Below are 14,431 nucleotides of genomic sequence, written 5' to 3'. Positions count from 1 at the left end.
GGCGTCTCGGAAACAACATGAGCAGCGCATCTATCGAATCGAGTTCAAAATACACACGTACTGCTATGCTGCCGATTAGTTTTGTCAGTCAACCAGCTCGCCACCACACCATCATCAACTACTACTACCGAGAAGAAATTAGGCAGCTAACCGCCGAGACAGCAACCTTACCCGACGATTTGCCCTGCCCCTACCGTGGCCTAGTTCACTTTGGCCCCGACGATGCCAAGTTTTTCTTTGGCCGCGAAGTCTTTGTCAGCGCTCTCGTTGAGGCCGTTGGGCACCGGGCCTTTATTCCCGTTTTAGGGGCCTCCGGCAACGGTAAATCCTCAGTCGTGCTCGCTGGGTTGGTGCCCCGGTTACTACCATCACCACCTTTGCCTGTTGTTGGGCATAAGCGATCGCCGTTGCTCTACCAATTCCCGAAGTTCCGCCAGTGACTAACGCCACTTTATCTTTCAGTATCATTCTGGTTTTCCTGTTTTAATCAAGATTGATCTTTAGAACACAATTAAACTCCGACCCAGGCAATGAAAGCTCCCACGAATGCTGCTTCAGACTCTTGCCTAACCTAACTTCAATATAATGATTTTCAAGGCTCGATTCTTTCAAATTCTTAGGATAAATTTTTAGATTCTTATAGTACTATCGAATCTGTTGGGGGTCTTTTCCGTGAACCACTTGAAGTGCTGCGTCAAATAACTTTAACTGGAGAAACCTCCTCATAGGGCAACGTCTGCGCTAATCGAAGTTATCCCAGAGGGTTATCGCTAAAATCCGTTTTTACCCATTCAGCTAGACTTGCATAGCCAATTTCATATCCATTTTCTTTGTCTTGTTACCCTAGCGGAACTTAAGTTGAACCACGCCCGCATATTTCAATCGTTCAAGAGTGGCGACATTTGCATTCCAATCAGTTCAATGGTCAGAACCCCGCGCCGCTCATGGCGGCCATGAACGCCATCGGGTTCCAGTATTCGCGGTAGTTGACAATCAATCCATTCTTGAAAGTCATAAACGTGGCGTAGCTCATTTCATAGGGGTTGCTGTTGCTGATCACCCGGCCTGGCGCGATCAGAACTTGATGAAGTTGTGCGCAGCCAATGAACCAAACGGCAAAGACGCAATCGTGCCGCCAGCTTCCAGAGGGCCTAGATCCACCGGGAAGAAGCCCGTGCCGTCAATGATTTTTCGCACTTGGGTTTTGGCATCGGCGGCGTCACCTGAGTAGAACAGCACCCGCTACCCACCAGACACTTTAGGCTCTTGCAATAGGTTCACCTCCAGATGATTAAAGGCTTTCACTACGCGTGCACCCGGTACGTATTGCTTGAACAACTGGCTGGAGGATTTGCCGCCTAGATCAACAGCCCTGATACCGTAGGCTGCCAGCGGATTGCTGGGGTCTTTGGCATCAGGTGAATCTGGGTCGAGGAATTCAACTGGGTTGGTGCTGTCAATGACGATGCGACCATTCCATGCAGGCATTGCACTAAATACCTTCTCTGCAGCGACCCAGCGCACAGCCGCAATGACGATGTCGGCGCTGGCGGCTTCGGCAACAGTGCCGGCCTTTATGGAGGGGCCCACTTCGGCCACAAAATCAGCCAGCGATTCCGGTCCGCGGCTGTTGGCTATGGTGGCTGCAATGCCATTTTTTGCCAACATGCGCGCCAGGTTTGAGCCGAGGGCTCCTGAACCAATAATTCCGATACTCGTATCGATGTTTGCAGAGTTTTCTTGACCAAGGGCAATGTGAGACATGGGAGGGTTCTCCTTTGTGATTCAATTTGGCAATTACCAACCTCGTAAGACTCGTTTAATTATCTGTAAATTTCAGCACGATCTTGCCCCGTGTTCCTCCCTGCTCTAGATGTTGATGTGCCAGAACGACCTGATCCCAAGACCATACTGAATCAATCACTGGGCGAAGCTGATGACGCTCGATGAGTTTTGTCAAAGCCTCTAATTTTGCTCGATATTGGGGCGAAAAAACAAAATGAATCGACAGATTCTTACCCCATGCTTCAAGAAGTGATTGCGGTATTGCAACGTCTACAATGCTTGTCAGCCTACCAAAGGGACGAATGATTTCTAGACTACGCTGAATTGTTTCTCCGCCGATCGTATCTAGAACTAAATCCACCCCCAGTCCATTTGTTTCTTGACGAATGACTTCTACGTAATCTTCATTTTTGTAATCAATCACCCGATCTGCGCCCAATTCTGTCACGAAATCTCGGTTTCTAGAACTACAGGTCGCAAAAATGTATGCCCCGATCGCTTTGGCAAGTTGAACTGCGATCGAACCCACTCCACCCGCACCCGCATGGATGAGAACTGTTTCACCAACTTGTAGATTGCCCCTAGTCACCAGACAATCCCAAGCCGTTCCGCCTGCAAGCGGAAAAGAAGCGGCTTCAATGTGCGATAGATTGGCAGGCTTCAATGCAACAATCGCTGCATCAGCCACATGATACTGAGCGTAGCTACCAAATTCTCCAAAAATTTGCGGCGAGTAATATACGTTGTCTCCCACCTTAAAATCGGTCACAGCTTCGCCAATTGCCTCAATCACCCCTGAGACATCGACTCCAAGGATAGCGGGTAATTGAACCAGTTCCTTGTAATCACCACGACGAGTTTGGTAATCGACTGGGTTGATCGAGGTTGCACAAACTCTGACTAACACCTGATTTGCCTTCATTGTTGGCGTGGGAACCGTTTGAATCTCAAATTTCTCAGCATTACCAAACGCAGTTAATACGGCTGCTTTCATAGATTCCATCTGTGCCATTGAATTTTCAGGCATAGCTATAGTTTTTCTTGTAGAGATCGATGGCTGCAGAATTTTCTTGACTGATGGTTAACATAAGGCAATAAAAAATCCCACGAGTGCTGCTTCAGATTCTTGCCTAACTTAACTTCAATGTAATGGTTTTCAAGGCTCGATTCTTTCAGATTCTTAGGACAAATTTTCAGGTTTTATGGTGCTATCGAATCTATTTGGGGGTCTTTCCCGTGAATCACTTGAAGTGCTGCGTCAAACGACTTTGGCTGGAGAAACCTGCTTGTAGGGCAATGTCTGCGCTAAAAGAAGCTATCCCGGAGGGTTACCGCTAAAATCGTTTTTACAATCCAGCACAGATTTGCAGAACCAATTTCATATCCGTTTTCTCTGTTTTGTTACCATAGCCGAACTTGAGTTGAACCATGCCCGCATATTTTAATCGTTCAAGAGTGGCGACATTTGTGTTCCAATCAGTTCAATGGAGCGCATCAGTTGAGCATGGTTCATCTGCGCGTTGTCCATTTGAAACGTTACTCTCGAAATGCCGCCGAGCGATTCGCTGTGACGGCGGATTTTCTCCGCTACTTCTTCGGGACTGCCGACCAGTAACGCGCCGGTCGCGCTACGCTGTGCGTCAAAAGCGGCGCGCGTAACGGGGGGCCAGCCTCTCTCTCTGCCGATTCTAGTGAAGGTTTCGGCATAGCCCGGAAAGAATTCTTCAACGGCTTGCTCGGTCGTATCGGCGACATAACCAATTGAGTGCAATGAAACTTTCAACGTTTCGGGTGCGTGTCCAGCGTACTCTCCGGCATCGCGGTATAAATCTATGAGCGAGCGAAAGCGATGCGTTTCGCCGCCGATAATGGCAACCACGAGCGGCAGTCCAAGCATTCCGGCGCGGCGGAAAGATTGCGGTGTACCGCCGACCCCGAGCCAGATGGGAAACGGCTTTTGCAGTGGACGCGGATAAATTGCTTGGTTTTCCAGCGTGGGGCGAAATTTGCCCGACCAATTGACCGTTTCGTTGTCCCGAATTTTGAGCAAGAGGTCGAGCTTTTCAGCGAAAATCTCATCATAATCGCCGAGACTAAATCCGAATAGCGGGAAGGCTTCGGTGAACGAGCCGCGCCCGACCACCATTTCGGCGCGACCTTTTGAAATCAAATCGAGCGTGGCGAATTGTTGAAACACGCGCACCGGGTCAGCCGCGCTCAGTACCGTAACTGCGCTGGTTAGACGAATGCGCTCGGTGCGGTCGGCGGCAGCAGCGAGAATAACCGCGTTTGCCGAATCTAAAAATTCATGCCGATGATGCTCGCCGATACCGAAGATATCCAAGCCGGAACGATCCGCCTGCTCTATTCTCTCCAGCAGTTCGGCGACAGACTGCGCGGCATCTGCCGTTTCACCATTTTCACTCGTTCCAACCGAGGCAAAACTGTCAATTCCAACTTCCATATTATTTCCCAAGCGTTTTGTGAATGAAATAGACTTAGTCCAAAATAGTAGAAAGCCTTGCTGTACGAGTTAAGCTGCTGCTCTCTCGCTCAGCAAAAACGCCTAACTATCGTCAGCTTAGAGGGGTTGCGCTACTACCGCGATCTGAATTATCAGGGAGCGGAATGAATTCAGTTTCACCGGGAACCGCCGGGAAGCGGCGGTCTTGCCAATCTTGTTTTGCCTGCTCGATACGTGCTGAGCGGCTCGACACAAAGTTCCAGTATTTTGTGCGATCGCCCACTGGTGCCCCGCCAATAACCATTGCTTTTGCCTCCGCCTCCGCCCGGATATCTACTGATTCATTGGGCGCTAAAACGGCTAAACGATAGGGCTCTAGCGGCTCTCCATTTACGAACAGGCCGGATGTGACGCTATAAACGGCCCTTTCTAAACCTTTTGTTGGCGCTAGCTGAAATTGACTACCCTCTGAGAAAACGAGCGCCAGGTAAAGAGTAGCAGAGTAGGTTTTAACGGGTGATTGGTGAGACTCATAGCTACCGGCGATCAAGGTCGCGCTGGTGCCTGTTTCAATCCACCTGGGTAAATCAGCCGCCGGATAATGTGAAAAGCTGGGTTCAACTTCTTCAGCGGTTTCGGGGAGGGCAATCCAGGTCTGAATACCGTGAAGCGTAGATTCTTTTTCTCTAAAGCTCTCGGGCGATCGCTCAGAATGAACAATACCTTTGCCCGCTGTCATCCAGTTTACCTCGCCTGGGAAAATCTCTTGTACTGTACCTAGACTATCTCTATGCAGAAGGCTTCCTTCAAACAAATAGGTAACCGTCGCTAAATTGATGTGTGGATGGGGTCTAACATCGACGCCTTTTCCAGCCGGGAAAATAGATGGGCCTAAGTGATCAAAGAAGATGAAAGGCCCAACCATTTTTAGTGTTTCACTCGGCAAGATGCGCCGTACGCTAAACCCACCTAGGTCGTGCTTCTCAGGCGTGATCAATTGCTGAATACTCATTTTTGTACGATCCATTCTTAGTTGACGTTGTGGATGAAGACACAATTACGCCCTAGCGTGTAAACCTACCTCAGCGGGGTGAATCACAGAGTTTTTCACAAGCCATAAAAGCAGCAGATCACTGATTATTCCTGCTGAAGAAAGTCCAGTAACAAGGGATTGATCTGATCGGCGTGAGTCCAGTTGATTGCATGGGGACCACCCGGAATGGCAACAAGCTGACTGTTTTTAATTAGCTTCGAGAGTCTTGCTGCGGTGAACTTCAGTGGCAAAATGCGATCGCTGTCTCCATGAATAATCAGAGTCGGTACATCAATGCGGGGCAGATCATCACGGAAATCAGTCAGCCAGGAGGGTACACAGTCCAAAGTTCCTTTTGCAGAAGCCCCCACTGCCACATTCCAACTGGCTTGAATTGAGCAAAATCACCGCGCACCCCGGCTGACGCGACGAAACCAGGCCCCACTTGCTGCTCCTGCTAAAGCGATTATGGAGTAAGCCGCTACAAAAGTGACTCCAATAGGAATTAACGGACCGCCGGGCAGAAAACAAAGCATATACGTCAGTTGGCCAAGAACAATACCGGCATAGTGCGACCAAACATGTTTAGGCCGCGCAAGGCCAACGGTAAGGCCAACAACAAGAAGTGCTGCGGAATAATAAACACCTTTCGCATCCCACGGTTCGACCTGCCCGGATAAAAATGGTGACAAGGCCCAGACCATTGCACCGCCCACAAACGAGAACAAAAAACTTATCGCTAACTCTCTTTTCATTAGACCTTATGGTAATAAAGTGCTCGGCATCTCAATGGACAAATAAGCTGCAATAAGATTTGGAATCGGCTTAAGAATTGATTACTTTTCTTGATTCTGATTAAGTCTATTCTTCACCCTCGCTGCTTAACGACCAAGTTCACCGGACGTAGATAACCTTGAAAACTCAACCGGCCAAACTGTAGTGTTCCGGTGCAGCGCATGATTAGGCGTCGTAGGCTGATGTAGCCAGCGTCTGAACTTTCGAGGAAACAAACGGTCGCCGCTACCTCTTCCAAGGTTGCGCTCCGGCAGATGGCGTGAAGATCCATCGCTTCCGCTGCTTCCGGCAATTTGTCGGCTGCGGCTGTTGCCATGTCCGTCGGCATGGTACCTGGCTGCACACAGTAACGTTGCGCGGACCAAGATCGCGCTGGACACCTTTCGCATACCCTACGATCGCCGCTCCTAAACCGCGAGAACCACCCGCTACCAGTGCAACTTTGCCTGTAAGTGTTGTCGTCATGATGAATTATTGCGCTACATACCCGCCATCTACCATCAACGTTTCACCTGTTATGAACGATGCCAGGTCAGATGATAAAAACAGAACTGCATTTGCAACTTCAAGCGGTGTGCCAATGCGTCCGATCGGGTGAAGTCCTGTTACGTACGCTTTGGCTTCATCTTGCCCACCTGTAGCTGCTTCAAACATATCTGTTTCGATTGCCGCTGGTGCAACGACATTGATGCGAATACCTGCTTTGGCGTATTGGAGCGCAGCAGCTTTTGTTAAGCCTACTACCGCATGTTTACTCGCGGTGTAGAGGGGTACGCCAGGAAGTGCAACTACTCCATTTGCAGATGCCGTATTGACGATCGCACCACTTCCCTGTTTCAACATCTGAGCAATTTCATACTTCATCGACAACCAAACGCCTTTGACATTGACATTCATCGTGCGATCGTATTCCGCTTCTGTTTGCTCAATCAGTGAAGGATTTTCGCCGACTGTTCCTGCATTATTAAAGGCAATATCCAAGCGACCAAAAACGCTAACCGTTTTATCAACCATTGCTTTAACATCGGTTTCTTTCGTGATATCTGCTTGCACATAAATCGCCTCTCCGCCAGCTTCCTTGATCAATCGAACTGTTTCTTCACCTTCGTCAATTCGACGACCCACCACCACCACCTTTGCTTGTTGTTGGGCATAAGCGATCGCCGTTGCTCTGCCAATTCCCGATGTGCCGCCTGTAACTAACGCCACTTTATCTTGCAGTATCATTCTGTTTCTCCTGTTGTAATTAAATGACCTTCAGCAACGAACTGACGAGATCACCGACGACCAATTCCATCGTTCAGGAAAACGGGTTTGGATGTCTCGTCGCATTTGAACACTTTGTAGGCGATCGCCAGAAACACGGGTACTACAACCAGCATCGATAGCGCCGTGTAGGTCGCGTGGAACTTGCTGACTGTGAACAGAGTCGGTGCGTTCACGGCGTTTCCGGCTACGCCCACCAAGAGACTGCCGCCAATATTGTTTGCGAAGTGTGCGCCGATGGCGAGTTCGGTGGTTCCGTCAATCAAGGAAACCACGGTCCACACCAGCCCCGGAACGAGGAAGTAGTTGAAGAATACCGTGAGCCAACCGCCCGCGCTTGCCTCCGGGTTGAGCAGGTGCGCTAGGGCGAAGATGGTGGCTGGCACCAGCGCCAGAAACACGCGGTTCGTCCAAACAATACTCGCGCCCTGCATAATGTAGCCGCGAAAGAAAAGCTCCTCCGTAGTCGTCTGGATCGCGGTAAAGACTAGCGCCAGCGGGACGAAGAGTGCGAACGTTGCGAGGTCGAAGTTGAAAGAGAAGGTGTCGGGATAGAAGAAGTACTGTCCCAGTCCAGCGATCAGCCAGAATGGCACGAACCACGCCACAAACCCATGACCGACACGCCGCCAACTTATCCGCTCCCGAGCCGTGATCAGCGTTCGGGGGTGGCGACGGTGAACGAGGGTGACGGCGATCAAGATTCCCGCGAGGAAGAACGGAAAAATTGCCGTGACCGCAACGAAGCCCCCCACGGGACCGAATGCGGCGTAATCCAGCCGCCTAAACGCTGCAAGCCCCTCCTGACCGCCAAACAGGAACGCGATACGGGGGGTGGCGATGCCGCCGACCACCAGCCCCACAAAGAGGATGACTACTAATCCCAGAACATACCGCCACCCCCGATGCTTACCCCACCGGGCGGCCTCCACGTAAGTCCCATCTTGCACTTCCATTCCGATTCCCTGATGTCCTTCAATTGCCTTAAACGTCATCTTTGTCTCCTTGACTGGTGCGTGATGGAGTGCTTGGAGGTTAGCGAATCTGTTTTGGGGTCATTCCCGTTATGCGCTTAAATTGTTGGGTCAGATGGCTTTGGCTGGAGAAGCCGACTTGTAGAGCAATGTCTGCGATCGCAAAATCCGTCTTCTTCAACATTACTTTTGCTCGTTCCACGCGCTGTTTAATCACGTACTGATGGGGCGAAATCCCCATTGATTGCTTAAACAAACTCGCAAAATAAGTCGAACTAACGTTGATCACTTCTGCAAGTTCAGCCAGTGATAATTCTCGATCGAGGTGAGTCTGAATATAGTCAAGTACTTGCTGCAATCGGGTGTGCGTTAAGCCTTTGTAATTGGCTTCAATGGTTGGCGTTGTAGTTGTTAGCATGGTTTACAAATCGGCAAGTTGTTCAATAAAAAAGGCAAAAACTAGCGATCGCGCAATCGATCGCTGACTAGCACTAACCAACAAGTCAGATATAAATTGGGATTAGGGATCAGGGAGCTTAACGACTTGCAGCAATCATGGCTGCCATCAACTCCATCGTGTTCCAGTGCCCGATATACCGAATTCCATTGATAAACAGGGCTGGGGCAGTCGTTACTCCGCTCTGTATTCCGCCTTCAATATCCTCATTGATGCGATCGATATGCACTTGTTTAGACAACTCTTTGAGAAATTGAGGAACGTCAAGCCCTAAATCATTGGCGTACTCGACAAGATAACCATTCTCCAACCTTTGTTGATGGTCAAATAAAGTATCGCTCATCAACCAAAACTTTCCTTGGGCGGCGGCGGATTCGGCTGCTTGGGCTGCCCGTTGAGCATGAGCATGAAGCTGTGTTTGCGGAAAATGACGAAGGATGAAGCATAAATAATCTTTTCCAAAAGAAGCACTAAGCTCTCGTTTGATAGCTTTAATCAGCTTGTAAACGTCTGCACTTCTGGGGTTTTGATAGTCTCCATACATCACTAGCACTACCTTGGCACTCAAAATGCCTTGAATCCAGTCTTGAGTTGAAGGTGGTACAAGTAAAGAACTGTGGCTACGGTCGTTACTCATCTTTTTACATTTGCATCAAGCATAGAACCGTGCAATTTAATTGCTCGATCCATTTGCATGACTGTTTGCATAAGTTCAATATAGGTGGTCGCCTTCAAGCTGTCGCCTATAGCAAGTCAAATTTTTTGTAGTGTAAATTGATAGATGAACCGTGCCATCGCAGAGTAGAAAGCTGACTCTAACTTAAGTTAGAATCCGAACTTGAACGAAAGTACAGCCTACAAACTGACAATGCCGCGTTTAACGGCAACAATCACAGCTTGGGTGCGATCGCTAACATCTAACTTATTCAAAATCCGATTGACATGAGATTTGACAGTACCTTCACCGATGCTCAAAGCAGTCGCAATATCGGCATTGCTCATACCCTGGGCCAGCGAGCGGAGTACCGCCAGTTCTCGCTCACTCAGTTCTGGATTGCTGAGCCGTTGAACCAACTTTGCTCCCACATCGGGCGGAATGTATTTCTGACCCCGATGAACGGTACGAATCGCATTCAGAAGCTCGTCAGGCTCGGTTTCTTTCAACAGGTATCCTTTTGCGCCTGCCTGCAACCCGCGATAAATATCTTCGTCACTATCATAGGTGGTCAGTACAATAATCCGAGCCGTTTTAGCCGCTGCACAAATTGCACCAATGGCGGCAACTCCTTCCACTTCAGGCATGCGGAGATCCATGAGTGTGACATCCGGTTGGTGTTCCCCAAATAGCGCGATCGCCTGTTCCCCGTTTTCGGCTTGGGCAATCACCTGCATATCTGGGTCATGGTTAATAATCGTGGCCAATCCTTGCCGAAAAATGGCGTGATCGTCCGCAATCAAAACCCGAATGGTCGTGGCTTGGCTCATCGTGATGCTCACTTAAGGGTTGACGGTGACGATAATCTCTGTTCCTTGTCCAGGTTGACTCCTAATCGTGAGTTGTGCGCCGATGCGCTCTGCCCGTTCGCTCATGCCGAGTAAGCCAAAACCCTCAGAGGATGGAATACTCCCAACTCCAAAGCCCTTTCCATTATCTTTCACGCGCAAGCAAAACTGATCGCGATCGTAGACTAGCTCCACCCGAATTTCGTCAGCATTGGCGTGTTTAATTGCATTGGTTAATGATTCTTGCCCGATCCGCAGTAGGTTATTCTCAACTTCAGTCGGTAAAGCATACACTGCACCCTCAATCTCATAATGTAGAGTGGTATCCATTGCGGCAGCTCTAGTCTGAGCGACGAGACGGTGCAGAGCGCTCTGCAAGCTGCCCTCCTCCAAAAGCTGAGGACGGAGTGCGACTACCGATCGCCGCGCTTCAGACAGTCCAGTTCGCGCCAATTCTTTAATCAGATCTAGGTGTGCCTGAGCTGCTTCTAAATCATCCGTTAGTACCTGGTTTGCAGCTCCGACCTGAGCCAGAATGCCTGTAAACGACTGAGCAAGTGTATCGTGAATTTCGCGTGCCATGCGGTTGCGTTCTTCTAAAATTGAGGCTGCTTCTGCCTGTTTGCGGTCGTCAATATCCATATAAACTCCCAACGCTCGGACGGGTTCACCGGATTTATTCCAGGCAACAATTTTGCCGACAGAAAGAATCCATTTCCACTGACCATTCCGAGTACGCAGGCGATATTCTGCTTGATAGTTCGGGGCTTCTCCAGTCATAAAACCACTGTAAACTGCAACCATTGATTCTTTGTCATCAGGATGCAAACTCTCAACCCACCTAGATTTGGTCTCTCGAAATGTTGCCGGATCGTAGCCCAGCATTAGAGCGTATTCTGGGTTAACTACGATTTCTTCAGTTTTGAGATTCATATCGTAGAGTCCCTGCTTTGAAGCAGTTAATGCTAAGCGTAGTCGTTCTTCACTCGCTTGTAGAGCGGCTTCTGCTTGTTTGAGATTGCTAATATCCGCAACCACCCCTTCAACGTATCCATCGGCTGCATTCAGATAAGAAGAGGTAAGTCCCCAGAAAACTGTCCCATCTCGTTTTCGCAACTGTGCTTCAAAGCTTCGCAGTTCCCCATCCCGCTTCATCACCTCACGGGCGTGTTCGCGATCGCTAGGGTTTACAAAATAGTCGATGCTATGTTCTAGCCCAATGATCTCCTCGGGTGAATCAAAGCCCAACAGGTTAGCAAGGCGTTGGTTGGCATTGAGAATTAGTCCATCCGAGATGCGGTTTCGGAAGATGCCGACCTGCGAGTTTTCAAAGATATTGCGGAACTTGGCTTCACTGCGTTGTAGTGCCTCCTCTGCTTGTTTGCGATCGCTAATATCCGCAACCACCCCTTCGATGTATTCACCGTCTGCATTTAGATAAAGAGAGAAAAGCCCCCAAAACAATGTCCCATCTCGTTTTCGCATCTGGGCTTCAAAGCTTCGCACTTCCCGATCCCGCTTCAGCAATTCAATGAGGTGTTGGTGATCGCTGGGATTTGCATAATAGCCTATGACATGTTCAAGCCCAATAATGTCCTCTGGTGAATCAAAGCCAAACAGATTGGCATGGCGTTGATTGGCATCAAGAAGTAATCCATCCGAGAGGCGGACTCGGTAGATGCCAACCTGGGAGTTTGCAAAGATAGCTCGGAATTTAGCTTCACTGTGCTGTAGTGCCTCTTCTGCTTGTCTGCGCTGGGTGGTGTCATTGCCAACTGATAAGATTTCAACGACCTCTCCCTGTTCATTAAAGATGGCTTGATTCGACCAGGCCATCCAAACTCGCCGACCGTCTCGACACAGGTTTTCACCCTCGCCTTGCGGATACGATTGAGGATTACGAAGTAAATCGTGAACCATGGGTCTCACATCGCGTCCAGAGAGTTCGACTTCTGGAATAATCGTTTCAAACAAGGTTCGCCCTAAAATCTCCTGTTCTTCATAACCCAGGAGTTTTACCCCATAATCGTTGATGTATAAAATTCGTCCTTGCGGATCATAGCGAATGATCACTGAATTCGCGGTTTGTAGCAGGTTGCGGTAATTGGCCTCACTTTGGCGTAATGCAGCAGTTCGTTCTGCGACCTGTTGCTCTAAAGTGCAGTTGTACTCGGCTAGGAGTTTCTCGGCTTGTTTACGCTCTGTAATGTCCTGAAAGGTCGCGATCGCATAGGCCACATTTCCCTGTTTATCAAAAATGGGGGTTCCCCAGACTTCAATGGGAATAGTTCGACCGTTTTGGTGGATTTCGATATCGTCAACTCGGGTATGCTTACCGCTCAAAGCTTGGATAATGGGTAGTTGGTCATTTGGATAGAGCTGATTCGTGCCCGCTCTGTACAGGTGATATACCTCGGCCAAATAATCGGAAGAGACAGTCGGATCAATGACTTCCCCCATCATCTGAAGTCTCCGCTGATTCGCATAGTAGGGGTGACCTGTCGCATCCAAAATAGAAATGCTAATGGGCAGCGATTCCAAAAAGGCTCGGAGGCGGGTTTCATTTTCAGCCAGGTTTTGGTTTAGGGTCTGCAGTTCCAAAAAGGCCGTTTGCAGCTGAAGGGCCATCTGGTTAAAGGAGTTTGCCAGTTTTCCCAGTTCATCGAACCGTTTAATGTTGACCGTTTGATTCCATTGACCATCGGCGATCGCCTGCGCTGATTGATTCAAGCTCAGCAGCGGTCTGGTAATCCAGCGAGCCATTAACACACTCAAAATAAGCGCTGCCACTAACGCTAAAAGGCATAGCAGCAGCGTATCTCGAATATTTGACTGAATTTGTCCCAGATAGTCTGCTTCTGGAAGCACGATCACAATTAGCCAGTCTAACCCGTAGCGATCCTGGAAGGGTACAACCTGCAAAAACTGTCGTGCCCCGTCAATATCAAACGCCAGTCGCTGCGCCACTTGAATCTGATCAAAGCCATCAAAACGCTGTTCCAAAAAGTCAGCTGTTGCCCGGATTGTTGAATTACTGCTTTGATTGGCCAACAATCGCTCGCTATCGTCGCTTGTATTCTCAACAATGGGCTCAGCCGTAGACGTGGATACCAACGTTCCTGAACGCTCGATGATGAATGCGCTGCCAGTTTTGCCAATATTTAAACTTTTCAAGAACTGGCTCATTTCCTGAGGCAGCAAAAAGTCAATGCCGCAGGCTCCGATCAACGTTTTACCACTAGAATCGTAGACAGGGATGCTGGTGGCGATCGCGGGCCAGTGGGTCGTGAATCCCAAATAAATTGGACTCCAGGTGGGCTGACGGGCTTCCTTTGCCGCTTTATACCAGGGGCGAACGCGAGCATCAAACGGCTTGGCATCTTTGTCAAATTCGCGATTGCGATTGCCCTGATCGTCCAGGCCGTAAAAGTAAGGGATACGGTTTGTGGAGTCATTCACAACCCAGGTTTGCAGGTGAACTTTATTGGTCATCTTACCCACGCCCACCAAATTTCCGTTTTCGTTGCCACAGTAAACGAAACTCGCCGTCGGGAAAATCTGATTTTGCTGCCAGAACATCGTCTCTCCGGCGGCGTTGTCTGGATTGATGTCTCCCTTGGCTAGTGCGATCGCATTCAAACGATTGATGTCGTGAGCTACCTGGACGTAATCACCCAACTTGCCCTCAATCTGATGGAGAATCTCGTTTTGGAGTTCGGTCGCAACTTGATTGACCGCCCGCTGGCCATTTCTGAATGAAAGATAACCGACAACTCCAACTGCCCCTGTCATTAGCAGCATCAGAGGCACAATGAGGACGACTCGCAGCGGTAGCTTGTTAGGCAGATCAATAAGATTATTGATCGACGAACTCATCCTCATTTTCATCCCCATCGGATCAATACTCCTGTGAAGGTGAGTCGTTATGTCTATTCAATACTTGGACGCTTTGATAGGCTAGGGAGCAGACACTCTCATAGAGATGAAGGACTGTCATCCGTTTCCCAAAGTATATCGCTTGCCAACCAACGACCGCACTGGAGCGAACAGCTCAGCACCTGACTGCCTGACACATCTTTATGCGGCCTCCCAAGGCGGTAGTTGGCAGCGCAAGGACTGGATTCTAGAGAACCAGATGCGGTCATAATATCGGG

The 14,431-nt window shown here is 49.3% G+C and carries 10 protein-coding genes and 5 pseudogenes; 1 reads left to right on the top strand and 14 read right to left on the bottom strand.

Features of this window, described 5'->3' with window-relative positions; translation table 11 throughout:
* Positions 1 to 17: 17 nt before the first annotated feature.
* Positions 18 to 305: pseudogene (locus tag AC0QKW_RS01875) on the top strand (nSTAND1 domain-containing NTPase); the annotation flags it as partial.
* A gap of 58 nt (positions 306 to 363) precedes the next feature.
* On the opposite strand, the pseudogene AC0QKW_RS01870 reads toward AC0QKW_RS01875, so the two are convergent.
* The 14 genes and pseudogenes from AC0QKW_RS01870 to AC0QKW_RS01805 form a co-directional block, all read right to left on the bottom strand.
* A pseudogene (locus AC0QKW_RS01870) lies at positions 364 to 468 on the bottom strand (SDR family NAD(P)-dependent oxidoreductase); the annotation flags it as partial.
* 606 nt (positions 469 to 1,074) lie between these two features.
* Positions 1,075 to 1,764 (bottom strand): annotated as a pseudogene (locus tag AC0QKW_RS01865) (NADPH-dependent F420 reductase).
* A gap of 55 nt (positions 1,765 to 1,819) precedes the next feature.
* Positions 1,820 to 2,788: a zinc-dependent alcohol dehydrogenase family protein gene (locus AC0QKW_RS01860; protein WP_473149359.1), complete on the bottom strand. Its 969-nt coding sequence runs from the start codon at positions 2,786 to 2,788 to the stop codon at positions 1,820 to 1,822.
* A gap of 438 nt (positions 2,789 to 3,226) precedes the next feature.
* On the bottom strand, positions 3,227 to 4,249 hold the full coding sequence (locus tag AC0QKW_RS01855; protein WP_473149358.1) for an LLM class flavin-dependent oxidoreductase: 1,023 nt from the start codon (positions 4,247 to 4,249) through the stop codon (positions 3,227 to 3,229).
* A 112-nt stretch (positions 4,250 to 4,361) separates the two neighbouring features.
* Positions 4,362 to 5,261 (bottom strand): pirin family protein, encoded by a 900-nt coding sequence (locus tag AC0QKW_RS01850; RefSeq protein WP_473149357.1) that lies wholly within the window; start codon positions 5,259 to 5,261, stop codon positions 4,362 to 4,364.
* Between the two features lie 125 nt (positions 5,262 to 5,386).
* Positions 5,387 to 5,680 (bottom strand): annotated as a pseudogene (locus AC0QKW_RS01845) (alpha/beta fold hydrolase); the annotation flags it as partial.
* 6 nt (positions 5,681 to 5,686) lie between these two features.
* The gene (locus tag AC0QKW_RS01840; RefSeq protein ID WP_473149356.1) at positions 5,687 to 6,037 is read right to left on the bottom strand and encodes a hypothetical protein; all 351 of its coding nucleotides are present in this window, start codon (positions 6,035 to 6,037) and stop codon (positions 5,687 to 5,689) included.
* A 218-nt stretch (positions 6,038 to 6,255) separates the two neighbouring features.
* Positions 6,256 to 6,491: pseudogene (locus tag AC0QKW_RS01835) on the bottom strand (SDR family oxidoreductase); the annotation flags it as partial.
* 57 nt (positions 6,492 to 6,548) lie between these two features.
* A complete protein-coding gene (locus AC0QKW_RS01830; RefSeq protein WP_473149355.1) occupies positions 6,549 to 7,304 on the bottom strand; it encodes an SDR family oxidoreductase in 756 nt (251 codons plus the stop codon).
* Between the two features lie 50 nt (positions 7,305 to 7,354).
* Entirely contained in the window at positions 7,355 to 8,338 is a 984-nt protein-coding gene (locus AC0QKW_RS01825) for a lysostaphin resistance A-like protein (protein WP_473149354.1), read from the bottom strand.
* 40 nt (positions 8,339 to 8,378) lie between these two features.
* Positions 8,379 to 8,735: an AraC family transcriptional regulator gene (locus AC0QKW_RS01820; protein ID WP_473149353.1), complete on the bottom strand. Its 357-nt coding sequence runs from the start codon at positions 8,733 to 8,735 to the stop codon at positions 8,379 to 8,381.
* A 118-nt stretch (positions 8,736 to 8,853) separates the two neighbouring features.
* A complete protein-coding gene (locus tag AC0QKW_RS01815) occupies positions 8,854 to 9,411 on the bottom strand; it encodes a DsbA family protein (protein ID WP_473149352.1) in 558 nt (185 codons plus the stop codon).
* 218 nt (positions 9,412 to 9,629) lie between these two features.
* Entirely contained in the window at positions 9,630 to 10,259 is a 630-nt protein-coding gene (locus AC0QKW_RS01810) for a response regulator (RefSeq protein WP_473149351.1), read from the bottom strand.
* A 12-nt stretch (positions 10,260 to 10,271) separates the two neighbouring features.
* Positions 10,272 to 14,153, bottom strand: coding sequence for a PAS domain S-box protein (locus tag AC0QKW_RS01805; protein WP_473149350.1), 3,882 nt, complete (start codon positions 14,151 to 14,153; stop codon positions 10,272 to 10,274).
* Between the last annotated feature and the right edge of the window lie 278 nt (positions 14,154 to 14,431).

It is taken from the genome of Pseudanabaena sp. PCC 9330, assembly GCF_055795045.1.
The sequence above is the reverse complement of the archived record's forward strand: the minus strand, read 5'-3'. Positions and strand labels throughout refer to the sequence as shown.

Coding starts and splice junctions, on each gene's coding strand:
- AC0QKW_RS01820 (WP_473149353.1), bottom strand. CDS start 8,735: ATGCTAACAACTACAACGCCAACCATTGAAGCCAATTACAAAGGCTTA.
- AC0QKW_RS01855 (WP_473149358.1), bottom strand. CDS start 4,249: ATGGAAGTTGGAATTGACAGTTTTGCCTCGGTTGGAACGAGTGAAAAT.
- AC0QKW_RS01810 (WP_473149351.1), bottom strand. CDS start 10,259: ATGAGCCAAGCCACGACCATTCGGGTTTTGATTGCGGACGATCACGCC.
- AC0QKW_RS01850 (WP_473149357.1), bottom strand. CDS start 5,261: ATGAGTATTCAGCAATTGATCACGCCTGAGAAGCACGACCTAGGTGGG.
- AC0QKW_RS01825 (WP_473149354.1), bottom strand. CDS start 8,338: ATGACGTTTAAGGCAATTGAAGGACATCAGGGAATCGGAATGGAAGTG.
- AC0QKW_RS01830 (WP_473149355.1), bottom strand. CDS start 7,304: ATGATACTGCAAGATAAAGTGGCGTTAGTTACAGGCGGCACATCGGGA.
- AC0QKW_RS01805 (WP_473149350.1), bottom strand. CDS start 14,153: ATGAGTTCGTCGATCAATAATCTTATTGATCTGCCTAACAAGCTACCG.
- AC0QKW_RS01860 (WP_473149359.1), bottom strand. CDS start 2,788: ATGGAATCTATGAAAGCAGCCGTATTAACTGCGTTTGGTAATGCTGAG.
- AC0QKW_RS01815 (WP_473149352.1), bottom strand. CDS start 9,411: ATGAGTAACGACCGTAGCCACAGTTCTTTACTTGTACCACCTTCAACT.
- AC0QKW_RS01840 (WP_473149356.1), bottom strand. CDS start 6,037: ATGAAAAGAGAGTTAGCGATAAGTTTTTTGTTCTCGTTTGTGGGCGGT.